We start from the raw sequence: 25,178 nt of genomic DNA on the forward strand, positions 1-25,178 counted from the left end.
CTTGGCTACTGCCGCGCCAACCGGCGGATGTCCAAAACCGAAATGGCGATGATGAAGAGGTTGAGCACGCAGCCGACACTCAACAGGAAATTGCCAATGCGGTAGGTGCCCGTACCCACGGCCGCCATGTTGCCGTATATGTAGATCCAGATTACCCAGCCCACCAGCAGCACGATGCCGGCGATGCCGGAGAGTAGCTTGAGGCTGCGTGGGGAGGCGGGGGCGAAGAATTTAAAGGCGGCATCGATAAGCGCGCCCGCTGCAAGGATGATGCTTACTCCACCCGAGAGCCAGAGGGGGAGTAGGGCTGCGGTGCCGACGACGACGGGGAGGATGAACGCGAGGAACGCTAAGAGGAATAGTCCCAGGTGTATCCACAGCGTGCGCTTGGTATAGCTCATAGGGCAGACTCTACTTCCTTGCGCAGTGGGGGATTGGCGCCGGTGCGGGAGACGGTGATGCCGGCTGCGGTGGCAGCGAAGTGGAGGATTTCGCGCCACTCTTCGGCGCTTAGTGCTGCGGCCTTGTCCACATCGAGGCCACGTTCATCTAATTGCGCCAAAAGGGCTGCCATGATGGTGTCGCCGGCACCGATGGTATCGGTGACTTCAACTGCGGCGGCGGGAACGTCGAGGGACGTGTCCCCAGCCCTGACGCTAATTCCGTCGCCGCCGCGGGTGGTGACCACGATGGGCACTTGGTTGGTGAAGTCCTCGCCTAAAAAGTCCACCTCTTCATCTGATAGCTTCAGCACCGAGACGTGTGGCAGCAAATCCGTCAGGAATTTCTTATGCGCTTCGGTGGCATAAAAGGGCCGGATATTGGGATCTAGGGCCACGAGCGTTCCCTGTGCGGCGAAGTCCCTGAGCAGCTGCGCGTAGCGGGAAGCGCCCGGTTCCAAGGCCAGGGAGACGGTACCGAAGCAGGCGATATCTGCCGGAGCTAGTTTGGGCTCAACGAAGCGATCTGCGGTGCCTTCCACATAAAAGTTATAAGAAGCCGTGCCGTTTTCCGCGATGGTGGTCACCGCCAAGGTGGTCGGTTCTTCGCCGCGCTGCACGTGGGCGGTCTCGACGCCTTCTTCCTCCAAGCGTCGAAATAATTCTTGGCCAAACCCATCGGTAGAAATCCGCGATTGAAACTCCACGTCCGCGCCCAAGCGCGCCGCCGCGATGGCCACGTTGAAGGGGCCGCCGCCCAGCGCCGGGGTGAGGTCATTCAAGCGGCCGGGGGATACCGGAACCAAGTCCACGAGGCCTTCGCCGCACACATGAATAGTCATAGTTCCATAGTATCGGGGACATGAACCACCGACCGAACTTTCACCTTGCCCCACCACTGGGCCGCCTCAATGACCCCAATGGCCTTTTTGTGGATGGCGATATTCTGCACGCGTATTACCAGCATGACCCTGCTTTTCCGCACAAGCCCAAGCGGACTGGCTGGGGTCACGCCACCACCACGGTGTCCGCGCCTACTCCATGGCGGCATTATCCCGATGCGCTCTATCCTGACCTGCCCTATGACAAGGATGGGTGCTACTCCGGCGGGGCCGTTGTTGACGGCACTGACGTGTGGCTTTTTTATACGGGGAACTTGAAAGAAGACGGGCGCCGCATCCCGTCGCAGAACCGCGTGCGGGTTATAGACCCTTCCGGGCCAGAAGGCGGGATCTATGTCCGCGATACCGACAACCCGCTCATCGCTGATTCTCCGGAGGGATATACCGGCCATTTCCGCGATCCCCATATTTCCCGCGCCGGGGAGGGAGGGCGCATGGTCATTGGTGCGCAAACGGAAGACGAACGCGGAACCATCGTGCTGTATTATTCGCAGGATTTAAAGCGGTGGGAATTCCAAGGTGAGCTTGTTTTTGATGATCCCGCGCAGCTTCCCGGTGGCTATATGTGGGAGTGTCCCAACCTGCTGACCTTTGGGGATAAACACGTGCTGATCTTCTGCCCACAGGAGGAAACGGACCGGTGTGGCTACGTCGTCGGCACCTTGGACGGGCTTAATTTCCACGTTGAGCGCGGCTTTACCCTTCTGGATCACGGCACGCAGTTTTATGCGCCGCAAGCAACCGAGGAAAATATCCTGTTGGGCTGGATGGGCATGCCCGGGCATGATGAGACGCCAACGCAGGGGTGGGTGCATACCTTGACTATTCCGCGGCGGCTGTGGCTGGAAGATAACTACCTGTGTCAAGAACCGCTGTGGCCTGCGCTGCCGGAAACCCGCGGCAGGGACGGCTTTGGCTCGACCATCGATGTAACGGGGGAGGGGGCTTATGCGCTTGTCGACGCCACCGGGAAGGAAGCGTTCCGCGTGGTGCAAGGCGGTGGCACCATCTCTTTCAACGGCGGTGAGCCGATCACATGCCCCGATGGAGAAATGCGGCTCATTGCCGATGGCTGCGCCGTAGAAGTCTTTGCCGGCGGCGGTCGCATCGCCGCGTCCTTCGCCGTTTTTGGGGATGCTCCCTGGCAGGCATGGGAGCCGCTGGACTAAGACCCTGCGAAACTAGGGTCGACAGCTTTTTGCTTTGTGGACATTTGGGTCCAAACAGACTTAAATGGGAAGTAGCCAATCACATCCGGTCATTTGATGTGGCCTAAATAACAAAGGTCGGTCCATGGAGCATAAAGAGGTCGCCGCCCGCACCCTGAAGGCATTAGGCGACGAAGAAAATATTATTGCCCTTGCCCACTGCGCCACGCGCTTGCGCATGGTCTTGGATGATTCGGACAAGGTCGATACCGCAGCGCTAGACAACGATCCGGATCTGAAGGGCACCTTCGAAGCCGGTGGCATGTTCCAGGTCATCGTGGGCCCGGGTGATGTCAATATCGTCTTTCAGGAGATGACCAAGTCCATTTCCAAGGACGTCGCCGTGTCCACCGATCGCTTGAAGGATATTGCCGCGGAATCCGGCAACTGGTTTTCCCGCGCGGTCAAGGTCTTGGCCGATATCTTTGTTCCGCTAATCCCCATCCTGCTCGGCGGCGGTTTGTTGATGGCATTAAATAATGTGCTGACCGCGCCGGGACTATTTGGGGATCAATCCGTCATCGAAATGTATCCCTCGTGGGAAGGTTTTGCTGGGCTGGTCAACCTCCTGGCATCCGCTCCCTTTGCTTTCTTGCCCATCCTTGTGGGCTTTACTGCTACTAAGCGCTTTGGCGGCAATGAATTCCTCGGCGCTGGCATGGCCATGGCGATGGTCATGCCGGATTTGGTTAGCGGCTATAACGTTGCCGAGGCTATTGAAAATGGCGAGATGCCCTACTGGGATATCTTTGGCATCGACGTTGCCCAAGCTGGCTACCAGGGCTCCATCTTGCCCATTCTGGTCATCGCCTGGATCCTGGCGACGATTGAAAAGTTCCTGCACAAGCACCTCAAGGGCACCGTGGACTTCATGCTTACACCCCTGCTTACCCTGCTGGTGACGGGCTTTATTACCTTTATGGGGCTGGGCCCAATCTTGCGCACCGCCGGTGAGTGGTTGGGCATGGGGCTGGCCAACTTGTATGACTTTGCCGGTCCCGTGGCGGGCTTCCTTTTCGGTCTGGTTTATTCGCCGATCGTCATTACCGGCCTACACCAATCCTTCCCGCCCATTGAGACGATGCTGTGGAATGAGGGCGGTTCCTTCATCTTCCCCATTGCCTCGATGGCCAATATTGCCCAAGGTGGTGTGGCCTTGGCCGTGTACTTCTTGGCGCGCTCCGAAAAGCTCAAGGGCTTGGCCGGCGCCTCAGGTATCTCGGCACTGTTTGGTATTACTGAGCCCGCGATTTTCGGCGTTAACCTGCGCCTGCGTTGGCCGTTTTATATCGGTATGGCGGCATCAGCTATTGCGTCTACGTTTATCGCCATTTTTGGCGTGCTTGCGGATGCCCTCGGTGCCGCCGGCTTCATTGGTTTCGTTTCCGTCCCCCGCTTTGTCCCGACCTTCTTGCTGTGTGGTGTCATCTCCTTCGCCGCAGCCTTCATCGGGGCCTACCTGTACGGGCGGGTGCTCATCCACCGCAACGGCACCATCGATCCTGATGAGGTCAATCCTCCCGCCGCACAGGCTATGGCCGCCGAGGCTGCTGAAGAGTTTGCTGCCAGCGCTTCCGCCGCCGCAGATGCCGCGACAATATTTTCCCCGCTAGAGGGAAATGCTGTGCCCCTATCCAAAGTTAAGGACCCCATGTTCGCCGGGGGCAAGCTAGGTAAAGGCGTTGCTATCGAACCGACCGTCGGCAAGCTCGTCGCGCCTGCCGATGGCACCATCACCGTGACCTTTCCTTCCCACCACGCCTACGCCCTGCGCGTAGACGACCCAGCGGTGGGACCGATTGACATCCTTATGCACATTGGCTTTGATACGGTAAACCTCAAGGGCGAACACTTCACCTCGCATGTCAATAAGGGCGATACCGTCAAGCAAGGCGAGGTCCTGGCTGAATTCGATATCGAGGCCATCAAGGAAGCGGGGCTGCCGGTAACGACGCCAATCGTTGTGTCCAACGCCAAGAAGACCGGTCCCGTTATTCCCACCGCGGCTTTCCGCGAGGGCGAGCTCATTGGCTCTGGGACGGACCTATTTACCGTTGACCCGAAGGCTCAGCAGGAGACTGCGGAGACTTCTACAAAGGAAGCAACGTCTTAAGGGCTGGGGTTTCTGATACAAGAAAGGCTGGGGATAAACCCAGCCTTTTACTTGCAGGTGTTCATTAGGCGCCGTTGCGCCGTTGCCCAGGCTTTGGGCGGCTGGTGTCACCACGGTGACAATGGCTACGGTATCGATCCCCTAGAAACCATAAGAGACCGCCAAGTCGGTCGCTACCAACACCGGCACGGCTAAGTTTTGTTGTGGGCCAATCGCGTGGGAAATTGCCTTAGGACTACTCAGGAATACGAGTGCTAACGCACACCTACCGTTTAGTGCAAGAGAATTGAACTATGCGAAGAATTTCCGGCGGGCGGTGAACACGCCGCCAAGCATCATTGCTGCAATGCTGAGGGCTGCCAGGAGCCGAGCGACAGTGTTCGAGCCGGTTTCTGCCGCCATGCCACGCGGAGCCTCAACAGCTGCAGGTGCTTCGGCTTCCACCGGTGTTTCGACGGGGGGCCTGCTCAGGAGCTGTTTCCTCGATTGCGCCACTTTGAGCGATTACTTCTTCTTTGTTGTTTTTGATCATTTCTTGGGAGGCGGCCTTCTCTTCTGGAGTAGGCTCCAAGTGAGTCCGAGATTGATCTCTGATGTAGGTAATGCCGTCCTTGGCGAGGTACCACGTCACGCCACCGATTACGAGAACTGCTGCTAAGGTAGCAATTCCAATTCCACTTTGCGCCTGAGCGTTTGCTTCCGGCGTAGGGGCGGTGGGTGTGACGCCGAAGGTGAGGGCGCCAGCTAACGCCGTGGCGGTCAGAACTTTAGGTATGCGATTTATTTTTGTCCTTAGGGGGCAGTGGAATAGGGAAGAGTCCGTCTGAGAGATAAACGGATCTAAAGATTAACAGGATTCTTTGTGCTGCATTACCGCTGCGCAAAGAAAAATCGTCCGATTATTTAAAACCAGGCACAGCTGTCCTAAATAGGGGGGTGCTAGGGCGAAAAGTTGCTTCGCATTCGAAGTTTGGAAAGCGCCACCCCCATATGGTTGAATGTATAGGTTGCGAGAGCTGGTCGGTCCGTAGCGGTGCGTTTCCGAATCGCCGGTCCGAGACCCATCGACGCTTTACGGTGTTCGTTGTAAAGGCTCGAGCACAGCAAGTTTGTAGACCGCGTGTGGCAAGGACGGAAATCTTGTCGCACATCAATCCAGGTCAGGAGACCCATAGTGATTCAGCAAGAATCGCGTCTGCGCGCCGCCGACAACTCTGGTGCACGTGAAATTTTGTGCATCCGCGTTCTCGGTGGCTCTGTCCGACGCTCCGCTGGCATCGGCGACGTAATTGTCGCGACCGTCAAGGACGCTGTTCCAGGCGGCAGCGTAAAAGAAGGCGATGTAATTAAGGCAGTTATCGTCCGTGCGAAGAAGGAGACCCGTCGTCCAGACGGTTCCTACATCCGCTTTGACGAGAATGCTGCAGTTATTCTGAAGGGCGATAGCGAACCTCGCGGTACCCGTATCTTCGGCCCGGTTGCTCGTGAACTTCGTGACAAGCGTTTCATGAAGATCGTTTCTCTAGCACCGGAGGTGATCTAATCTTATGAAGATCCATAAGGGAGATATGGTGATTGTCATTTCGGGCCCAGATAAGGGTGCGAAGGGCAAGGTCATCGAGGCATACCCGAAGCGCGAAAAGGTCCTCGTTGAGGGCGTTAACCGCATCAAGAAGCACGTCGCAAACTCCGCTACCGAGCGTGGCGCTGAGTCCGGTGGAATCGTTACCCAAGAAGCCCCGATCCACGTGTCCAACGTTGCGATCGTTGACTCCGAGGGCAACCCGACCCGCGTGGGCTACCGTTTCGACGAGAACGGCAAAAAGGTCCGTATCGCGCGTAGCAACGGGAAGGACATCTAAAAATGAGCGAGAACTACACCCCGCGTCTGAAGACTCGCTACCGCGAGGAAATCCGCAAGAACCTGAACGAAGAGTTCAACTACGACAACGTCATGCAGATCCCTGGCGTCACCAAGGTGGTCGTCAACATGGGTGTTGGCGAAGCTGCTCGTGACTCCAAGGTCATCAATGGCGCTCTCGAGGACCTGACCGCTATCACTGGTCAGAAGCCGCAGCTGCGTCGCGCAAAGAAGTCCATCGCGAACTTCAAGTTGCGTGAAGGCATGCCCATCGGCGCACGCGTTACCCTGCGTGGCGACCGCATGTGGGAGTTCCTGGACCGTCTGCTGACCATCGCGCTGCCACGTATTCGTGACTTCCGTGGTCTGTCTGACCAGCAGTTTGACGGTCACGGTAACTACACCTTCGGCCTGTCCGAGCAGTCCATGTTCTACGAAATCGACATTGACAAGATCGATCGTCCCCGTGGTATGGATATCACCGTCGTTACCAGTGCTACCAACGACGAGGAGGGCCGTAAGCTCCTGCGCGAGCTCGGCTTCCCGTTCAAGTAAATAGATCGCTAAAAGGTCCCAACTTCCATGGAAGGAGTTGGGACCTTTTAGTTTTATTGTCATCTGTGGATTCTAGGGGTCATTGCAACGATGACGGTTACTTGGGTGTGATACTACCGTTTTGTGTCAGGGCGTTGGTCATGACTTCGGCTGGGGTGCGCCAGTTGAGTGCTTTGCGTGGTTTGTGGTTGTGAATGTTGGCGATCATCTCTAGGTCCGTGGCGGCGTAGATGTACAGGCCACTGTTTTGGCAAGGTTTCTTCTGAGCCTACCGTTGGTGTTTTCGTTGCTGCCTCTCTCCCACGGCGATCCTGGACGGCAGAAGTAGATGGGAATATCAGTGGCCATGGTAAAAGCTATATGGCCAGACACTTCACTTCCTTGGTCCGGTTGAGTCCTCCTTATTAAGTCTTATTAACATAAGGAGGGTCGAACCTATCATTAGCCCGAGGGAGAACGTGTAGTTTGAATCATTCATTAATCCACCAAAAATGGATAGCACAAACCCGACGAAAAATACCCCAGACTCCGATCTTGGGTAAAAATCTCTACGTATAGAGGCGTTATACAGGGTCAAGTATATTACTGCCATAGCAAGAGGGAAAACACTTAATTCTCCCCAGAAAAAGCCCGCTAGAGAAGTGGATACAAGAATGATTAAAGGAAGTAAAACAGATTTCGATATACGACTAAACAAAGCTAATCACATTTCTCACGGGGGAGCCTTCGTCCATCCATTGGTTATAAATAGCTCAGGTCATCACGGTGATCGGCATAGACCCAATTTCTCTTAGTGGTCAGTCTATTCTATCACTTATTTGGGTCATCACTGCATACGGGCTCAATTTCCACTGACTTTCCCAAGAACCCGTAAACAGTTAGCTAAATTTATTATGCATAGTTTTTCTTTGTCAAAAGGAATGAATCAGGAAGGTAGGTAGATACCCGGCATATTCCATTGAACTATGTTTAACATGCTGAATGCAGCAGTCCAGGTTAGCTTCCAACCTATTCGGGCAGAGATTAAAGGCTTGGTGCGTAAAAACCACTTTAAAACGCAAAATGAGCCCGGCCCGAGCTAGTAATCGACCATGCTCGGGGCTGAGCTCTGCGTTAGGGGTTGATGCTTCTTGGGTTCTAAGGTCGTGGAGCAGTTCCTCGGTGAGAGTTCGTTGCGGTTGGGCGGTCAACGAACCCCGGAGCTTAAGGGCTACTGACTGCCTTTAGACCGCTTTTTCACCAGTACTATGCCGCCGACAACAAAGAGTGCGGCGAGCACGAGAACCCAACCGATATTGGCACCCGTAGAAGCTAGTGCGCCGTTGTGGGGGCTGGAAGAGCCTCCGCCGGATCCGGAGCTTGGACCAGAGCCACTGCCTGCGCCCTTAGCAGTAGTGGACTTGGTGGAGCCGTTCGACTTCCCAGCGCCATTTCCCATGGATGCCTTAGCGCCCGCATTCGATCCAGATGAGTTAGTTGCCTTGGACTTATCGGACCCCGGCTTATTAGTGTCGGTGCTATTCGAGCCGTTATCTGGCTTGGTAGCGCCTGGCTGCTTAACCTTCGAGGAGTCTGCGGGCTTGCCCTCTTCCTCTTCGCCTTCTTTGTCAGTGCCTTTTCCACCGGGCTGGGTGGTTGAATCGCCCACGAGGAAGGTCACGGTGTGCCAGTCGGTGAGTTTGTCGCCGTCGTTGTTGACGGTGCGCATTTCCATTTCGTAGCGCCCTGGTTCGGTAAAAATCCAGTGCGCGTGGACGTGGAAAGGACCATCCTCAACGCCTTTGATCGTATGGGTACCGTTGCTATCGGCTAAGGTGCGTGCCGGTGTGTTTAGGGAGGCAGTGTGGCCGGCCCACCATTTTCCGTCCGTAGGTGCCGACTTAGGGCGAACTTCGATCGCGGCGTCACGGTAGTCTTGCCCCACCTTGATCGTGTCCCACCCCGGCCACACAGCGTCGTGGTCCTGTTGCAATGGTAGGTGGTAGATCGTTGAGCCAGTCTTTACCATTCCGGTAAAAGACAGCGTCTTAGCCAGGGAGTCAGCGACCGTCACGCGGCGGGCATCGTGAATGCGCAGCGCTACGTCTTCAGGCACGTTGTGTTGGTCGTCTTCGTTGACATAGAAGCCGAGCTTGTTGTCCACAACCTTTGGCCCGAAGTCGATGTGGCCCTTGGTAATCTCGCGCTTCTTAGACGGTTCTGCGCTGGGAGCAGGTTCCGTTGTCTCTGGGCTTGGTTCCTTCGACGGTGTGGTGCTTTCCGTGCCGTTGGAGTCGCCTTCAGTGGCACTGTCGTTCCCAGTAGTGGGTGGGGCAGCAGATGATGAATCCTCGGTAGCTACCTTGAAGCGCAGAACAGCCTTTTTCGCAGGCTTACCGTCTTTTTCTGCGACCGTGACACCAACTTCATACGTACCGGGTTTGTTGAATGCCCAGTTGAGGTGCATGTGTTCTGCGGTTTCGGTGGTGTAGGAATGCGTGTCATCGCTGCCGGCAAGGCGCTGGTCCAGCCCGGTCTGATCAGCCTGGTATGCCAACCATTCGCCGTCCTTCGGGGCGCTGACGGGGGTGAAGGTAAAGGTGTAATTCTTCTTGGTGTCCTTGTAAGCATCCTCAGTGCTGAGCCCAGGCCACACTACACCGGTGCGCTGTGTCTCTGGCAGGACGTAGGCAGCGCTGCCTTTCTTTCCAAAGTGCGGAATGTCTTTGTTCAAAGTGTACTTGACCTGCTTTGGAACGGTGAAAAAGACATCGGAAGGCTTACGCCAGATTGCACCAATGTGGTACAGGTTCGTCTCGTCCTTGATGCCCAGGTGCAGCTCACCATCTTCGTGGATCGGGGAGATATCTACGTGACCCCGGTGCAGATTGAGCTCCTTGTGCGGGGTGTCTTTATCCTTCGGGTTCTGCGGCTTGGGTGAGGGGATCTTGGGAACAGAAGGCTTCGAGGTCGTGGAAGGCGATGGATTCTTGGATGGGGCAGAGCCTTCTGATTCTTCCGAATCCTGCGGCTTCTCTGGGGCGTCGGAGTCTTCTGGCTTCTCCGATCCTTCTGGTTCCTGTGAATCCGTGGAGTCAGAAGCCTCAGCGAACGAGACGGTGGTCTCAGCGATCGGCTCATAAGCATCTTTGTGAGTATGGCTAAATAGCGTGGCGCCACCGGCATCGGAGCGGGAATCAGGAACGATGCGCAGCATGAGTTGGTATCCGGGCTGCTTACAACTATCGATGAGTTGCCTGCTCGTTCTTTGCCCCGGCCCGGAAGTAAAGCTGATTTCGCAATCTGCAATATGCTTTTCCGGCAGGCTGGTCATCGGTTCGCCATTTACCTTGTAGAAACCGCCGGTAACGCGCACCGTGGTGCGGTCATCTTCGGGCTCTACGGTGATGTCGATATTGCGGTCACCATCGCTGTACACCTCGCTGGTGGACACGGTGATATCTGAGCTCTCGATCTTAAGGGGATCGGTCTCAAACGGCTCTATCTCTTCCATCTCAGGGGTAGGAAGCTCGCCGCTTTTCGTTGTATAAGCTTCGGCATCTTCATCGTCCTTTTCCCCATCGGTGCTGGTCCAGGACTTTACGGGTTCGGATACCCAGCGAGGGCTTGGGGAATCATTGTCGGGAATAAAGATGGCTTGGAAGTTGGATTCTTCATCACCAATCATTTCATCCCACGAAGCTTTACCGCCTTCTACCTTGCGCTCGGCAAGGTAGTGGCCGTTGATGGTGAATACGGCGCGGCCGGAGTCTTTGGCATTGCCAGTATCGAGGGAGAGCGTGGTGAGGATGCCTTGCTTCGCGCCCTTTGTATCGGCCTTGGAGGGAGCCATCTTAAATATAGGAGCGTTGGACTCGGCCCCTTCGGAGCCTGAGTATTCAGACTTGGCGTCGTTAAAGGCGGTATCAAGGTCGGTGATCGTGCGCTCGGCGGGGTTGGTTCCGCCTACCTGCCAGACCAAGGTTTGTGGCTCGGAGTGGATGAAAGTGCCATCCTTCTTTCGCGCAGAAGCGCGGTAGGTGACCTCGTAGTGGCCAGGACGGGTAAACGTCGTGGCGTTATGCGTGTGCGTGCCTGCATTGACCCAGGTGGTACGGAATCCCGGGTCGTGGGAGGACCAGAGGCGGTTCAGAGGATAGTTCTCGTCGCTGTAGGTAAACAGCTCCATGCGGCCGGGGCCCTTAAAATCAACGATTTCCATGTTGAAGGATTTATCGCGGAATTGATCGGTGGGAAGATCCGCGGCGGCACCGAACCCAGCCCAGATGGGCATGGTGTTTTTCGGGAAGCCTACTGCGGGGCCGCCGTAGTACATGAGCTGGTTTTTCTCGGCATTGAGAAACTCGAAGCGCGGGTCATCGGGAACGCGCCAGGCATAGGCTCCTAGGCCGCCATCGACGCGGCCGTGGCTGACCCAGTTGATCGTGTCCTCGATGGGGACTAGGCCCGCACTATTGGACATGAGTTTGAAGTTTCCGTCCTTCCACACCGCGTGCGGGGAATCTACGTGCGTTTGGGTGCGGACAAGTGGGGCGTCCTCAGCGAGGGCGAAGGGAGCGTGGAATAACGCGAGCGCCAAGACCACGACTATGGTGGCAAGGCGCGGTAGTGAGGTGCGCAACGGCATAAGGTTCTCCCAAGGTTAGGTGCAGTGAACTTTTATATAGGTTGCGACGAATACTACACTATTGCAAACCGTTATCGTTAGCGTTGTTGAAAATAGTGAACCTTTGCCCGCGAGCTGGGAAAGAAGATATAGAAAGTCCCCACCTCCGGTTGCGGAAGCGGGGACTGTGTAAAGCTGAGGAAAAGGAGCGGATAAGCGGAAGGCGGGCGAGTGACCGCAGTGCTGCTGAGCGGTTAAACTTTGTCGTCCGCGGTGTGGGTGGTGCCCTCGAATTGCCATCCCACGACGGCATTGCGCACGGCGGCCTCGAGGGGATTGGCGGGCTGGATGCAGCTAGTCGTCAGCAGCCTGCCTGGCATCGCGTCCTCGCCCCATACGCTGGAGTCACCGGCTAGGCCTTGTTTATCGGGGTCATGGAGATCGGTTGCGGTGTAGGTGAGCCAGTTCTGGTCGGAATTCTTGGTGCGTACGTACAGCTTGTCGCCGATGCTGACCTTGTGCTCGTTGGCAGCGCCATCGTAAAGCTTATTGAATACGGCAGGCACGCCGGCGCCGGTGTGCCAAGCGATAACGACGATATCGTCGGCATTTGTTCTAGGCAGGGAGTAGGGGCGGTCATCGGCAGTATAAGTGCAAGCCTTATCCATGGTGTCAGGGTTTATGGCGCCATCGACTACGCGGCACGTGCCATCCTCAAATTGGGCATGGACGTCGATGGCAGGGATAAACATTTCTACTGCCGCGGACGGTTCGAACACGGGAGCATTTTCTGCAGAAACTTGGTTAGTATCTAATCCTTCGGGCGAGCTGATGTTGCGTTCGGACGTATTGATGCTGCGATCGATCGTGCTGATGACGAGGATCGTTGCAACGATGCCGGCTGAGACTCGAAGGACTCCGGAGGACGCCCATGCGCCTTTAAAGCGATCCCAAGGGGAAGAAGGGGCTTTTCGGTGCCTTGGAGCTGAGGTCTCTTTTATCCTGCGATTCGGGTAACGGCTTTGGATGTGACGCGCGTGATGCTCTGCTTTCCGCCAATCGCGCTCTGTGGAATGGTGCCGGCCAGATCCACCTTTGGGCCGGGAATTTTTATCAGCAACGCTAGAAGCATGGCCTGGAGTGTTGTGATTTAAGGATGTAGTGTGGCGCGGTTGCGCTGCGGATAAGTGAGATCCCTTCCTCCGTGGGTGGTCTTGGTGCTCCACTGCGACCTCCGAGGAAACTAGGGACAATAGGGGTGGGTGTGAACCCAGCTTAGAGTAATAATTTTCTTTTCCGGCTTATCGAGGCAGCGGTTGCGCTAACCGCTACGATACTCCGTGATTCTCTTGTCCGTATAAGTACAGCTAAATAAGGAAAATAAAAACGGTGTCTCTCAACGAAGCTGCCAAGGCCGGATCCCTGAAAAAGGCCGCCCTACTCGATCAATCATTTTCACGATTTTCTGTCCGCGCAATTCTCGCCGGTGTGTATCTGTGCATCGGCACCGTATTTGCCGGCGTCGTTGGCCAAGCGGTGGAAGAGCTTGCCCCAGGCTTGGGCTCCGTGATCTTTGCCCTGTTCTTCGGCCTAGGCCTCTTCGCCATCGTTATCCTCGGTGCTGAGCTGGCCACGGGCAATATGATGTACATGGTCTACGGGGCGATGCAGAAACACTTGTCCTGGGGCAAGGCCTTCTACGTACTGCTTATTACCACGATCTTTAACCTTGTCGGCGCCATCATCTTTGCCGCCGTCATGGGCATGTCTGCCAAGCTCGCGAATATGGATCCCTCGCACCTGTTGGTCACCATCTCTGAAGGCAAGCTGACCAAATCCCCGCAGGGAATGCTCGTGGAGGGCATGGCCGCGAACTTCGTGGTCAATATGGGCATCGTTGGCGCGGTCTTTGCCAAGGAAATCGTGTCGAAGTTCATCGTCATCGTCCCGATCATCGGCATCTTCGTGGGCCTAGGCCTGGAGCACGTGATTGCCAATTTCTGTCTCTTCGCGCTCACCTTCTTCGGCAGCGATCCGCTGCCGGCCGCGCTGACCGTTGGCAATGTTGCTCTCAACTGGACGCTGGTGTGGATTGGCAACTTCATCGGCGGCGGCTTGCTCATCGGTGGCGTGTACGCCTGGCTCAATAATGGGCCGGAAGATTACCGCGACTAGGCCAGCGTGCCCGAATAAAGGTTAAAGCGATCGGCACGGGCAAAGCCCACTAGCGCCATGCCGGTCTCGCGGGCGGTCTCTACGGCAAGGGAAGAGGCGGCGCTGACGGCAACGAGCATGCCAAAACCGGCCATGGCGGCCTTTTGGACCAGCTCGAAACTGGCGCGGGAGCTCATGACCAAAATGAGGTCATCGGCGGGCAGGCGCTCTTCCATGAGCAGGTGGCCAATAACCTTATCGGCGGCGTTGTGCCTGCCGATGTCCTCCCGGATGACCACCGGCTCACCCTCGAGGGTAAATGCGCCGGCGGCGTGGATTCCGCCGGTCTTGCGGAATTCCTTTTGGGCGGCGCGCAGCTTCTCCGGCAGCTGGACCACCAGCTGTGGGTCCACGGGGATCTGGGGGATGGGGTAGCGCGACTTCTTTGCCAGCGCCTCGATGGACGAAGTGCCGCACACCCCGCAGGCGGACGTCGTCGTGGTCAGGCGGAGATCGCTCAAGTCCAACGGCGTATTCTTCACCAAGTCTATGTCCAGCAGGTTATAGGTATTCATGCCCTCGACGGTGGAACCGGCGCAGTAGCGGGCAGTGGTGACATTGGAAAGCGCGGCAATATGCCCCTCGGAGTGGAGGAAACCGTGCGCCAGCTCAATATCGTGGCCCGGGGTGCGCATGGTGGTGGTGATGGTCTGCCCGCCCACGCGAATCTCAAGCGGCTCCTCACCGGCGACGGTATCGGCGCGGGTATCTACCTGCGTATGCTCGCCCAAGCGGACCTTCGTGACAGCGAAGGTGGCATTCTTGCGTCCGGCCATTACTTCAGCGCCTCCTTGAGGGTTTCGATATTTACCTTGGCTTCTGCCGTGCTTGCCGATGCCAACCCCACCACGAACGCCGTCAACGGTGCTGCCGGCCGCGACTGGGTATGGGCCACGTCCTTGGTTAAATCCAGCAGTTCCCGGGTCAGCGCCGTGGCCTCATGTGGCTCGAGGTTTAATAGCCGCGCGGCTTCTTCAAGCCATTGGTGGGCGGTGCGGATCGGATCTTCGTTCTCGGTACTCATCTCAACTACTCCTCAACTATGTGGCGCTGTATCCGACTGTAATGAATGCAGGGGATTTATTTGGAAAACCGCAGAATATGGCGTAAAGTGTTCCGGCGTGCCTGCGCTGCAGCCGGTGCACGCGCAAAGCCTTGCGGGTTTTGCGTGCTGAACTGGTAAAACGCAGAGCCGAAAAAGAATTGAACATCAACTTTGTTGTAGGCCCCTCGCCGTTTATAGCGGACCGTTGTCTGAATCAAAGGGTGGCGAGCGCCTTGCGGTATTGACCGTGAGGAGCGTGAGTAGCCCGAAATCACACGGAAAACGCTTTGGTGAGCACGGGAACCGCAACGAGAAAGGTACACGGTCACTCATATGACTATGACTGATCCTATTGCCGACATGCTGTCGCGCGTGCGTAACGCAAGTAACGCACACCACGACGTCGTGTCGATGCCTACCTCCAAGTTGAAGGCAAACATTGCTGACATCTTGAAGCAGGAAGGCTACATCGCTGACTACACCGTTGAGGGCCACACCCTGTCCCTCGAGCTGAAGTACAACAACCGCGAGCGTTCCCTGTCTGGTCTGCGTCGCGTGTCTAAGCCGGGTCTGCGTGTGTATGCAAAGTCCACCGAACTGCCACAGGTCTTGGGCGGCCTGGGCGTGGCTATCATTTCCACGTCCCACGGTGTGCTGACTGACCGTCAGGCTGAGGAGAAGGGCGTAGGCGGAGAAGTTCTCGCCTACGTCTGGTAAAGGGAGGTTTGACACATGTCTCGAGTCGGTCTAGCACCGATCGCCGTACCAAACGGCGTCGAAATCAACATCAACGGCCAAGACGTTGAGGTCAAGGGCCCTAAGGGTACCCAGAGCGTAAACGTTCCGGATCCGATCACCATCAACGTGGAAGACGGCATCTTGACCGTTTCCCGCCCTGATGATCACCGCAAGCACCGTGCACTGCACGGCCTGTCCCGCTCGCTGCTCAACAGCGCCGTCATCGGCGTGACCGAGGGCTTCACCATCAAGATGGAAATCTTTGGTGTCGGCTACCGTGTGCAGCAAAAGGGCCAGGACCTGGAATTCAGCCTGGGCTATTCCCACCCGGTCCTCATTAAGGCTCCGGAGGGAATCACCTTCGCAGTGGACGGCAACACCAAGCTGTCCATTACCGGTATTGACAAGCAACTAGTCGGACAGATCGCCGCTAATATCCGTCGCCTGCGTAAGGACGATCCTTATAAGGGCAAGGGTATTCGCTACGAAGGCGAGCAGATCCGTCGCAAGGTCGGAAAGACGGGTAAGTAAGCAATGGCAAACACTGAAAACACGAAGCGCACTCCAGTCGGCAAGGACATTTCTTCTCGTCGTCGCGAAGCACGCGCACGCCGCCACTTCCGTATCCGTAAGACCCTGCGTGGCACCCCTGAGTCCCCGCGCTTGGTCCTGCACCGCTCTTCGCGCCACATGCACGTCCAGGTCATCGATGACTTGGCAGGCCACACCCTGGTTTCCGCATCCTCCATGGAAGCGGACATCCGTGCATTCGAGGGCGATAAGAAGGCAAAGGCTGCCAAGGTGGGCGAACTGATTGCTGAGCGCGCCAAGGCCGCTGGCATTGAGCAGGTCGTCTTTGACCGCGCAGGCTACAAGTACCACGGCCGCGTCGCTGCGCTGGCAGACGCCGCACGTGAAGGTGGTCTGAAGTTCTAATGATCATCGTCAACGGAAACATCAACGGAAGGATCGCGTAATGTCGGACCGTGAACAGCGTGACGGCGGACGCTCCGCCGAGAACAACAAGAACAACCGCGGCGGCAACGGCCGTCGCAACGATCGTCGTAACCAGCAGGACAACGAGCGCGATAAGTACATCGAGCGCGTTGTGACCATCAACCGCGTCTCCAAGACCGTCAAGGGTGGCCGCAACATGTCCTTCACCGCTCTCGTCGTCGTTGGTGACGGCCAGGGCCAGGTAGGCGTTGGCTACGGCAAGGCTAAGGAAGTTCCGGCTGCAATCCAGAAGGGTGCAGAAGAGGCTCGCAAGAACTTCTTCCGCGTACCTATGGTTGCCGGCACCATCACCCACCCGGTAGAGGGTCGCGACGCAGCGGGCATCGTCATGATGAAGCCCGCCGCTCCTGGTACTGGTGTCATCGCCGGCGGTGCTGCTCGTCCAGTGCTTGAATGCGCTGGCGTGCAGGACATTCTGTCGAAGTCCCTGGGCTCCGACAATGCACTCAACGTCGTCCGCGCAACCGTGGACGGCCTCAAGCAGCTGGTCCGCCCCGAAGAGGTTGCCGCACGCCGTGGCAAGTCCATCGAAGAGGTCACCCCGGCCCGTATGCTGCGCAAGCGCGCAGGTCAGGAGGCATAAACAATGGCTCTGAAGATTACACAGGTAAAGGGCCTGGTGGGCACCAAGCCGAACCACCGCAAGAACATTGAGGCTCTGGGTCTCAAGCGCATCGGTCAGTCCGTTGTTAAGCAGGACACCCCGATCATCCGCGGCATGGTTCACAAGGTTCGCCACCTGGTCACCGTCGAAGAAGTGGCAGGGGAGTAAACCATGGCTGATATCATCAAGCTGCACGACCTGCGCCCAACCGCAGGAGCAAATAAGCCCAAGACCCGCGTTGGCCGCGGTGAGGCATCCAAGGGTAAGACCGCTGGTCGCGGTACCAAGGGTACCGGCGCTCGTAAGCAGGTTCCCGCTGCTTTCGAGGGTGGACAGATGCCCATCCACATGCGTCTGCCTAAGCTCAAGGGATTCAAGAACCCGAACCACGTTGAGTACCAGGTTGTTAACGTGGCTGACTTGGCCGAGAAGTTTGCCGATGGCGGCGACATCACCGTCGCTGACATCGCAGCTGCTGGCCTCGTCCGCGCTAACCAGCCGGTCAAGGTTCTGGGCAGCGGCGACATCAACGTTAAGTTGAACGTCACCGCAGACAAGTTCTCCAAGTCCGCTGTAGAAAAGATTGAGGCTGCTGGCGGTTCCGCCAACACCAAGTAATCTGGACTAGGGAATAACTACACCCCCTTTCCTCGCACCTTATGTGCGGGGTGAGGGGGTGTAGTCGATCTATGCGGGCGTATGCATGGCAGTGGTAGTGTTATCACCGTAAACACTCATCCCTACTAGCTAGGATTTTGCTATGTCGTCCATTTCTTCATTCCTTGCCGCTGTCATCTCCGCCGTGCTTGCGCTCGCCGGCTCCACCGGCCCCGTTGACACCAACCCGCAGCTGTCCCAGCCGGATAACGCTGAGACCGCGCAGGTGGCCCAAGCGCAGTAGTCGCGCTGATTAAAGCCTCGGGCCCTGTCAGGGATTGGGCCCGTAGCTGCAAAAAGGGTGGAACGCTTTCACTAGCGTTCCACCCTTATGTGTTTTGGGACCCGTCCTAGGCCTCGTCCACGGTCTTTTCAAAGAGGCCGGGAAAGCGGTCATCGGGGTCCGTTACGGCCTTGATGGCATCGGGAAGCTTTCCGCCGTAGAGCTCCTCGAACCGCTCCCGGGAGTAGAAGGCCTCGGAGTACAGCGACTTGTGGCCGCCCAAGTCATTGACCTTCTCTTCAATGACGCGGTTGAACGCACCATTGCCGGGGGCGCTGGGATCGACGTGATCGCCGTCCACACCGGACCAGAAGCCGACGTTGACCCACGTCTTTCCGGGGCGCAGCGGGTAGAGCGGCCAGGGGTCCTGGGACTCGGCGGCAATATCGCCGGTGCCCACGAGATCGCCCACACCATCGCGCAGGCGGATGGGGCAGAGCCAGACCGGCTGGATATCGGAGGCCTGGAAGAACCAGTGGAGGAACTCCGGGAGGTTTTCCGGGGTGACCTCGATATCCTGGACCACGCGCTCGGCGCGCGGCTTGCCGTGCGGCTTTTTGATGAAGTTGTACTCCAACTCGTACTTGCGGTCCAGGCGCACCAGCTTCCAGTAGAAGGAGCTGCGGCGCAGCTCGCGCGGCCAGACCTTGCGCACCTTGGGGTTCTGGGCGCCAAAGGCACGCGAGCACCAGAACCAGTCGGTATCCCAGCGCCAGATATAGTCGCGGATGGTAAGGCGGTCGCGTCGCATGCCCTGGGCGTGCTGCAGGCTGCGGTAGTAGATCTTATCCCGCGTGTAATCGGAGGTAGGGCCCTCCTCATCGGTAAAGCGGGCGAAGACGAGGTAAGCCTCGTCCTCGGAAAAGACCACGCCGTCTAGGCCATCGACGGACTCACCCTCGTGGGTGCGGTTGACGGAGACATCGGCAAGCACGCGGCTTGCCTCCTCCACCGTGTGGAAACGCTGCTCGCGCAGCTCCACGTAAGGCGGGACGGGCTCGAGCTCGATCTTCAGGCGCACCGCGTAGCCCAAAGAACCGTAGGAATTGGGGAAGAGGCGGAAGAGATCGACGTTCTGCTCGCGCGAGCAGGTAAGGATTTCGCCGGTGCCGGTCAGGATATCCATCTCGATGACGGACTCGTGCGGCAGGCCGTTGCGGAAGCTCGTGGATTCCACGCCCATGCCGGTCACCGCGCCGCCCAGGGTGATGGTCTTAAGCTGCGGAACGACGAACGGCATGAGGCCGTGCGGCAAGGTGGCATCGACCAAGTCCTCGTAGGTGCACATGCCCTGCACATCGGCGGTGCGGGCGAGGGGATCGACCTCGATAACCCCGCCTAGGTCGGAGACATCAAGGCCTACCTGATTCTCGCTGCGGCCGCGAAAGAGGTTAGAGGTCTTTTTGGCCAAGCGCACGCGCTTGCCGGCGGGGACCTCGCGGAAGCTGCGCAGTAAGGTGTCTACGCCGGCGCGGTGGGCCTGCCAGCCTACGGGCTCGATGCGCACGGCGTCGACGGGGCGCGGCTGCAGGGCAGAAACGCGCTCGCGTAAGTGATCCAAAAGGGTCATATGGGCTCCTTTTAAAAGCGGCTGTCTTCCCACCAACGGCGCTCAGGCACGCCGGCGCGGGAGCCGGCCTCGCCGAGCTTGATGCCCAAGAAGTGGTAGAGGTTAATGATATTGCGCTCGAAGCCCCACTCCGAGCCGGCCATGTAGATGCCGTAGAGGCGGGCGGTGGGCAGGCCTACCAGGTTGCAGGCCTCTTCCCAGTTCTCCTTCAAGTTCTCGCACCACTCGTGCAGGGTGCGCATGTAATCAAAGCGCAGGGATTCGGTGTGGAAGACCTCGAAGCCATTGTCCTGCATGGCCTTGGTGACGTTGCCGGAACCGGTGAGCTCGCCATCGGGGAAAATATAGCGGTCGATGAAGCCGCCTTTGGGCGTCTTGTGGTTATCCGGGTAGGTGATGTTGTGGTTCAACATCAGGCCGCCGATCTTGAGCTTGCTGTACATGAACTTGAAGAAGTCATCGTAGTTCTGCACGCCGATGTGCTCGATGATGCCGATGGCGGAGATGGCATCAAAGCCTTCTTCGGTGACATCGCGGTAGTCCATGAATCGGACCTCGGCCAGATCCTGTAGGCCTTCTTCCTCGATTTTCTTTTGGCCCCACTCGGCCTGCTCTTGCGACAAGGTCACGCCGATGGACTTCACGCCGCGGCGTGCGGCGTAGCGCACCATGCCGCCCCAGCCACAGCCCACGTCTAGGTGGGTGTCGCCTTCTTTCAGGCGCAGCTTGTCAAAGATGAGGCGGTACTTGTTTTCCTGTGCCTCCTCCAGGGTGGCGTCCGGGGTGGGGAAGTAGGCGCAGGTATAGGTCATGGAATCGCCCAAGAAGAGCTCGTAGAAGTCATTGCCCACGTCGTAGTGATCAGAAATAACGTCGGCGTCGCGCTCTTTGGAGTGCTTGGACAGGCCATCGTGCAGCTTGCGGCGCAGCCAAGAGGCGCGCTCTACCTCAGGCACCGGCTGGATGTGGAAAGCGCCCATGGAAGCCAGCGAGCGAACCACGCGGGCCAAGTCTTTAGCGCTGGGTTTTTCAAACTTGTCATACATGGCGTGCAGGGCATTGAAGATGCCGTACGGGTGGGCGGGGTGCTCGCCTTCTACAGAGATGCCATCGGTGACATAGGCGCGGGCGAATCCGACGTCGCCTGGGTGGGTGGCGATATAAGCAAGTCCGCCAAGGCTATTGATGGTGACCTTGTATTCGGCATCGACAGGGCCGGTGGCCGAGCCATCAAAGGCCTCCCAGCGGAACGGGTTGGGACTAGGGATGAAGACGTCGATGATCTCAGCAACGGTCATCGGCGTGAATTTTTTGCTCATTCAGACTTCTTTCGCAATGTTGGGGTCACACCAATAACGACCTTGGTGTTTAGGGACCGCAAGGCCGGAATCCTACGGGTAGAAAATTGCGCAGGGCAATAATTAACATGGTAAACCCCTAGCGGAATAAGCGCGAAAGAATGGGCAATCATTGTCACATAATGCGGGTTAGATGTGGCTCGCAGTTATATAGCTGGTAGGGTTATGGGGTCAAAAGTGTTCCACCGTTCCTTTGGGACTCCTTGTCTTTACTTCTTAACGCCGTGTGAGAAAGATGTGGAGCCCTGAGGGGGCCAACGAGTGTCCACCTCCGTGTGTTGCTGCGTGAGGAATCCATAGATTCGCGCGTGACAGCGGTAGGCCAGGAGGATTTTGTAGTGTCCGCCATTTTGCAGGCTTTTAAGGATGCCGACCTACGCAAGAAGATCGTCTTCACCGTCGTGATGATCATTGCGTACCGCATCGGTGCACAGATCCCGTCGCCGGGTGTAGATTACGCGTCAATTGCAGGACGCTTGCGTCAACTGACAGAGGAATCCGGAGACCTCTACTCCGTGATTAACTTGTTTTCTGGCGGCGCCCTATTGCAGCTGTCGATCTTCGCCATCGGCATCATGCCCTACATTACGGCGTCCATTATCGTGCACCTGCTGACCGTGGTCATCCCGCGCTTTGAGCAGCTGAAGAAGGAAGGTCAATCTGGGCAGGCGAAAATGACCCAGTACACCCGCTACCTCACGGTCGCCTTGGCGCTGCTGCAATCCTCCGGCATCGTCGCGCTGGCGGACCGCGAGCAGCTGCTGGGCCAGGGCGTGCCGGTCTTAGCAGAAGACCGCAACTTCTTCACCCTCATCCTGCTCGTGGTGACGATGACCTCCGGTGCCGTCCTCGTAATGTGGATGGGCGAGCTGATTACGGAAAAGGGCATTGGCAACGGCATGTCCCTGCTCATTTTCGCTGGTATTGCTACGCGCCTGCCTACCGATGGCATGAATATCCTGCAAAACAACGGCGGCATGGTCTTCGCGATGGTGTTGGTCGGCCTTATCGTCTTGGTCGTCGGCATTACCTTCATCGAGCAGGGCCAGCGCCGCATCCCGGTGCAGTACGCCAAGCGCATGGTGGGCCGTCGCCAGTACGGTGGCTCTTCCACCTACTTGCCGCTCAAGGTCAACCAGGCCGGCGTTATCCCAGTCATCTTCGCCTCCTCGCTTATCTACATGCCGGTGCTGATCACGCAGATCGTCAACTCCAGCTCCGTGAACACCCCGGATAACTGGTGGCAGCGCAATGTCATTGCGCACCTGCAGGCGCCGTCGTCCTGGCAGTACATCGTCTTGTACTTCCTGTTGACCATTTTCTTCGCATACTTCTACGTTTCGGTGCAGTACGACCCCGCCGAGCAAGCGGATAACATGAAGAAGTACGGTGGCTTCATCCCAGGCATCCGCCCGGGCCGCCCTACGGCGGAGTACCTCGGCTTTGTTATGAACCGCCTGCTCAGCGTCGGTGCCCTGTACTTGGCGTTGATTGCCATTTTGCCGAATATCCTCCTGGACCTCGGCGTCGGCCACTCTTCTGCTAACGGCACCTCCGCCTTTGGCGGTACCGCCATCTTGATTATGGTCTCCGTCGCGTTGACCACGGTCAAGCAAATTGAATCCCAACTTCTCCAATCCAACTACGAAGGACTATTGAAATAATGCGTCTTGTACTTCTTGGCCCTCCCGGTGCTGGCAAAGGCACCCAGGCAGCAATCCTGAGCGAAAAGCTCGGCGTTCCACACATCTCTACCGGTGACCTCTTCCGCGCCAATATTGGCGAGGGCACCCCGCTGGGCGTTGAGGTGAAGTCCTATATTGACGCCGGAAAGCTAGTGCCTACCGATGTCACCGCGCGCATGGTAGAAGAGCGCCTCAGCCAAGACGACGCCAAAAACGGCTTCCTCTTGGACGGCTTCCCGCGCACCACCGAGCAGGCAGACATCCTGGAAGAGCTGTTGTCCAAGAAGGGCGAAAAGCTCGACGGCGTATTGAATTTCGAGGTTTCTGAGGACGTCGTTGTCGAGCGCATGATGGCCCGCGGCCGCGCCGACGATAACGAGGAAACCATCCGCACCCGCCTGGGTGTCTACCGCGATGAGACCTTCCCGCTCATCGAGCACTACGGCGATGCCATCATCCCCATCAAGGCAGAAGGCTCCGTCGAAGAGATCAACGCTCGCGCCATGGAAGCGCTGGGCAAGTAATGGCTTTTCGGCGCCGCACCAAGCGCATTCCCGCCCGCACCCCGGGCGAGCTGGATGCTATGCAGGCGGCTGGCGAGATCGTCGGCAAGGCGCTGCAAGCAGTCCGTGCCGCGGCGGCGCCAGGAGTGAGCACGCTGGAGCTCGATGCGGTGGCGGAACAGACAATCCGCGATGCCGGTGCCACCCCTACCTTCAAGGGCTACGAAGGCTTTCCGGGCTCCATTTGCTCCTCCGTTAACGATGTCATCGTGCACGGCATCCCGGATGCTAAGACGGTGCTTGCCGATGCCGACCTCGTCTCCATCGACTGCGGCGCCACCCTCGATGGGTGGGTAGGAGATAGCGCGTGGTCCTTTCCCATCGGCGAACTCGACCCGGGCGTTGCGGCATTGAACGCGGCGACCGAATGGGTGCTCATGGAAGGGCTACAGGCGATGGTGCCGGGCAACCGCCTGACGGATGTCTCCCACGCCCTGGAGCAGGCGACTTACCGCGCAGAGGACAAGTTTGGCGTATCCCTCTACATCGTGGATGGTTACGGCGGACATGGCATTGGCCGCACCATGCACGAAGAGCCCTACTTGGAAAATGAGGGAAAGCCCGGCCGCGGTCCCCTCATCCAGGAGGGCTCCGTCCTGGCCATCGAACCCATGCTCACCTTGGGCACCGTCGATAGTGCGGTGCTAGAAGATGACTGGACGGTGGTCACGCTCGACGGCTCCGTTGCCGCCCACTGGGAGCACACGGTGGCCGCGACGGTGGACGGCCCGCGCATCCTCACCAGGCGCTACTAATACTTATTCCCCGAAAAATCGCCGCTTAAACTAGGCGATAATTCCCTGAAAGGTTTATACTCACCACTATGTCTAAATTCAGCCTCCGCAAGTTAAGTGCCACCGTTGCTGCACCAGCAGTGGCTGGCGTCATGGCATTGAGCACTATTGCCGGCGCCCCGGCAGCTTCTGCTCAGCAACTCCCTAATCTCGACCAGCTCACCGCACAGGCCCAGCAGCAGGTTGATAACTTCCAAGGCCAGACCCGTGACCAGGCATGGCAGACCCGTACTGACATCCTGGATCAGGCTGAGAAGTACGCCCCAGAACTGGCACCGAATGTACAGTCCGCAGTGGATAGTGCACTGGAATTCCTTTTCCCGGGCCTAGTTGCGCAGAAGAACGAGGAAGCACGCCAGGCTCGCGAGGCCGCTGAGCGCGCACACGCACAGCAGATTGCGGAAGAAAAGGCGAAGGCTGAAGAGGCGGCGCGCCGTGCGGAGGAGCAGCGCCGCGCTAACCAGTTCGACCGCGGTTCCTGCCCGGCAGACGCCAAGATCTGTGTCGACCTTGACGGCCGCCGCACCTGGCTGCAGGAAGGTGGCGACGTCTCCTACATTTCCCCATCCATGTCCGCCGGCATGGTGGGTGAGGAAACCCCGCGCGGTACCTTCCACGTCAACCGCAAGGTGAAGGACGAAATCTCCCGCGAGTTCAATAACGCACCGATGCCGTACTCCATTTACTTCACCAATAACGGCCACGCTTTCCACCTGGACAACACCAACGTTGACTCCAACGGTTGCGTGCATCTGCCGTACGATGCCGCGGTTCGCTATTGGAACGATGTCCAGATTGGTGACAAGGTCTACATCTACTAATTCGATGTAGCTCACCGCGTTAACGCGCCTCGCCCTCGCGCTTGGTTCCAGAATCAGGAACTGAGCTCGAGGGTATTTTTAGTTTTACTCCGCTGGTTTGGGATTTATGAAAGTGCGTACGGTTTGGAAATCGTGTCGCTGCAG

Annotated in this window: 25 protein-coding genes; 17 read left to right on the forward strand and 8 right to left on the reverse strand. The window is 57.7% G+C overall.

Annotated features, from left to right (window positions below; translation table 11 throughout):
• Positions 1-5 precede the first annotated feature (5 nt).
• Positions 6-401, reverse strand: coding sequence for a multidrug transporter (locus ACLI1Q_RS02055; protein WP_239269110.1), 396 nt, complete (start codon positions 399-401; stop codon positions 6-8).
• Positions 398-1,282 carry a carbohydrate kinase family protein gene (locus ACLI1Q_RS02060; RefSeq protein WP_239275515.1) on the reverse strand — a complete coding sequence of 295 codons (885 nt, stop codon included), beginning with the start codon at positions 1,280-1,282 and terminating at the stop codon, positions 398-400. The genes ACLI1Q_RS02055 and ACLI1Q_RS02060 overlap by 4 nt, the downstream gene beginning before the upstream one ends.
• Before the next feature lie 20 nt (positions 1,283-1,302).
• Here ACLI1Q_RS02060 and ACLI1Q_RS02065 point away from each other — a divergent pair, with 20 nt between their 5' ends.
• The 5 genes from ACLI1Q_RS02065 to rplE all read left to right on the forward strand — a co-directional run bounded on the left by ACLI1Q_RS02065 (position 1,303) and on the right by rplE (position 7,079).
• Positions 1,303-2,511, forward strand: coding sequence for a glycoside hydrolase family 32 protein (locus tag ACLI1Q_RS02065; RefSeq protein WP_239269108.1), 1,209 nt, complete (start codon positions 1,303-1,305; stop codon positions 2,509-2,511).
• A gap of 124 nt (positions 2,512-2,635) precedes the next feature.
• Positions 2,636-4,663, forward strand: a complete 2,028-nt coding sequence (locus tag ACLI1Q_RS02070; RefSeq protein WP_239269107.1) for a sucrose-specific PTS transporter subunit IIBC — start codon at positions 2,636-2,638, stop codon at positions 4,661-4,663.
• 1,174 nt (positions 4,664-5,837) lie between these two features.
• On the forward strand, positions 5,838-6,206 hold the full coding sequence (rplN, locus tag ACLI1Q_RS02075; protein ID WP_411697046.1) for a 50S ribosomal protein L14: 369 nt from the start codon (positions 5,838-5,840) through the stop codon (positions 6,204-6,206).
• Between the two features lie 4 nt (positions 6,207-6,210).
• On the forward strand, positions 6,211-6,525 hold the full coding sequence (rplX, locus tag ACLI1Q_RS02080) for a 50S ribosomal protein L24 (protein ID WP_005276967.1): 315 nt from the start codon (positions 6,211-6,213) through the stop codon (positions 6,523-6,525).
• A 2-nt stretch (positions 6,526-6,527) separates the two neighbouring features.
• Complete coding sequence (gene rplE / locus ACLI1Q_RS02085) at positions 6,528-7,079, forward strand: 50S ribosomal protein L5 (protein ID WP_005276969.1); 552 nt, start codon at positions 6,528-6,530, stop codon at positions 7,077-7,079.
• Between the two features lie 1,210 nt (positions 7,080-8,289).
• Here the strand turns inward: rplE and ACLI1Q_RS02090 are convergent.
• Both ACLI1Q_RS02090 and ACLI1Q_RS02095 read right to left on the reverse strand, forming a co-directional pair.
• The gene (locus ACLI1Q_RS02090) at positions 8,290-11,706 is read right to left on the reverse strand and encodes a choice-of-anchor M domain-containing protein (protein ID WP_411697047.1); all 3,417 of its coding nucleotides are present in this window, start codon (positions 11,704-11,706) and stop codon (positions 8,290-8,292) included.
• 233 nt (positions 11,707-11,939) lie between these two features.
• The gene (locus tag ACLI1Q_RS02095) at positions 11,940-12,464 is read right to left on the reverse strand and encodes a sortase (RefSeq protein ID WP_239269105.1); all 525 of its coding nucleotides are present in this window, start codon (positions 12,462-12,464) and stop codon (positions 11,940-11,942) included.
• A gap of 610 nt (positions 12,465-13,074) precedes the next feature.
• Here ACLI1Q_RS02095 and ACLI1Q_RS02100 point away from each other — a divergent pair.
• Positions 13,075-13,860: a formate/nitrite transporter family protein gene (locus tag ACLI1Q_RS02100; protein WP_239269104.1), complete on the forward strand. Its 786-nt coding sequence runs from the start codon at positions 13,075-13,077 to the stop codon at positions 13,858-13,860.
• Here the strand turns inward: ACLI1Q_RS02100 and fdhD are convergent.
• Both fdhD and ACLI1Q_RS02110 read right to left on the reverse strand, forming a co-directional pair.
• Positions 13,857-14,675: a formate dehydrogenase accessory sulfurtransferase FdhD gene (gene fdhD / locus ACLI1Q_RS02105; RefSeq protein ID WP_239269102.1), complete on the reverse strand. Its 819-nt coding sequence runs from the start codon at positions 14,673-14,675 to the stop codon at positions 13,857-13,859. The genes ACLI1Q_RS02100 and fdhD overlap by 4 nt on opposite strands.
• On the reverse strand, positions 14,675-14,923 hold the full coding sequence (locus ACLI1Q_RS02110; protein ID WP_005276987.1) for a DUF6457 domain-containing protein: 249 nt from the start codon (positions 14,921-14,923) through the stop codon (positions 14,675-14,677). Before ACLI1Q_RS02110 ends, fdhD begins: the two co-directional genes overlap by 1 nt.
• A gap of 354 nt (positions 14,924-15,277) precedes the next feature.
• Between ACLI1Q_RS02110 and rpsH the strand changes: the two genes are divergently transcribed.
• From rpsH to ACLI1Q_RS02145, 7 genes are all read left to right on the forward strand, one after another.
• Positions 15,278-15,661 (forward strand): 30S ribosomal protein S8, encoded by a 384-nt coding sequence (gene rpsH / locus ACLI1Q_RS02115; RefSeq protein ID WP_005276990.1) that lies wholly within the window; start codon positions 15,278-15,280, stop codon positions 15,659-15,661.
• A gap of 15 nt (positions 15,662-15,676) precedes the next feature.
• Entirely contained in the window at positions 15,677-16,213 is a 537-nt protein-coding gene (gene rplF, locus ACLI1Q_RS02120; RefSeq protein ID WP_023025203.1) for a 50S ribosomal protein L6, read from the forward strand.
• 3 nt (positions 16,214-16,216) lie between these two features.
• Complete coding sequence (rplR, locus tag ACLI1Q_RS02125; RefSeq protein ID WP_023025204.1) at positions 16,217-16,618, forward strand: 50S ribosomal protein L18; 402 nt, start codon at positions 16,217-16,219, stop codon at positions 16,616-16,618.
• A 40-nt stretch (positions 16,619-16,658) separates the two neighbouring features.
• Positions 16,659-17,282, forward strand: a complete 624-nt coding sequence (gene rpsE, locus ACLI1Q_RS02130; protein WP_005276995.1) for a 30S ribosomal protein S5 — start codon at positions 16,659-16,661, stop codon at positions 17,280-17,282.
• Positions 17,283-17,285: 3 nt separating this feature from the next.
• Entirely contained in the window at positions 17,286-17,471 is a 186-nt protein-coding gene (gene rpmD, locus ACLI1Q_RS02135) for a 50S ribosomal protein L30 (RefSeq protein WP_005276997.1), read from the forward strand.
• A 3-nt stretch (positions 17,472-17,474) separates the two neighbouring features.
• Positions 17,475-17,921 (forward strand): 50S ribosomal protein L15, encoded by a 447-nt coding sequence (rplO, locus tag ACLI1Q_RS02140; RefSeq protein ID WP_005277000.1) that lies wholly within the window; start codon positions 17,475-17,477, stop codon positions 17,919-17,921.
• A 142-nt stretch (positions 17,922-18,063) separates the two neighbouring features.
• Positions 18,064-18,204: a hypothetical protein gene (locus ACLI1Q_RS02145; RefSeq protein WP_239269098.1), complete on the forward strand. Its 141-nt coding sequence runs from the start codon at positions 18,064-18,066 to the stop codon at positions 18,202-18,204.
• Between the two features lie 106 nt (positions 18,205-18,310).
• Here ACLI1Q_RS02145 and ACLI1Q_RS02150 read toward each other — a convergent pair whose 3' ends face one another.
• Positions 18,311-19,813 carry an FAD-binding oxidoreductase gene (locus tag ACLI1Q_RS02150; protein WP_411697048.1) on the reverse strand — a complete coding sequence of 501 codons (1,503 nt, stop codon included), beginning with the start codon at positions 19,811-19,813 and terminating at the stop codon, positions 18,311-18,313.
• Positions 19,814-19,824: 11 nt separating this feature from the next.
• Positions 19,825-21,132 carry a class I SAM-dependent methyltransferase gene (locus tag ACLI1Q_RS02155; protein ID WP_239269094.1) on the reverse strand — a complete coding sequence of 436 codons (1,308 nt, stop codon included), beginning with the start codon at positions 21,130-21,132 and terminating at the stop codon, positions 19,825-19,827.
• 377 nt (positions 21,133-21,509) lie between these two features.
• Between ACLI1Q_RS02155 and secY the strand changes: the two genes are divergently transcribed.
• The 4 genes from secY to ACLI1Q_RS02175 all read left to right on the forward strand — a co-directional run bounded on the left by secY (position 21,510) and on the right by ACLI1Q_RS02175 (position 25,034).
• On the forward strand, positions 21,510-22,835 hold the full coding sequence (gene secY / locus ACLI1Q_RS02160; RefSeq protein ID WP_411697049.1) for a preprotein translocase subunit SecY: 1,326 nt from the start codon (positions 21,510-21,512) through the stop codon (positions 22,833-22,835).
• On the forward strand, positions 22,835-23,380 hold the full coding sequence (locus ACLI1Q_RS02165) for an adenylate kinase (protein WP_411697050.1): 546 nt from the start codon (positions 22,835-22,837) through the stop codon (positions 23,378-23,380). Before secY ends, ACLI1Q_RS02165 begins: the two co-directional genes overlap by 1 nt.
• Entirely contained in the window at positions 23,380-24,174 is a 795-nt protein-coding gene (gene map, locus ACLI1Q_RS02170) for a type I methionyl aminopeptidase (RefSeq protein ID WP_239269090.1), read from the forward strand. The genes ACLI1Q_RS02165 and map overlap by 1 nt, the downstream gene beginning before the upstream one ends.
• A 68-nt stretch (positions 24,175-24,242) precedes the next feature.
• On the forward strand, positions 24,243-25,034 hold the full coding sequence (locus ACLI1Q_RS02175; RefSeq protein ID WP_239269088.1) for a L,D-transpeptidase: 792 nt from the start codon (positions 24,243-24,245) through the stop codon (positions 25,032-25,034).
• Positions 25,035-25,178 lie beyond the last annotated feature (144 nt).

Source organism: Corynebacterium limaceinasi, from assembly GCF_046717465.1.
Lineage (GTDB): Bacteria > Actinomycetota > Actinomycetes > Mycobacteriales > Mycobacteriaceae > Corynebacterium.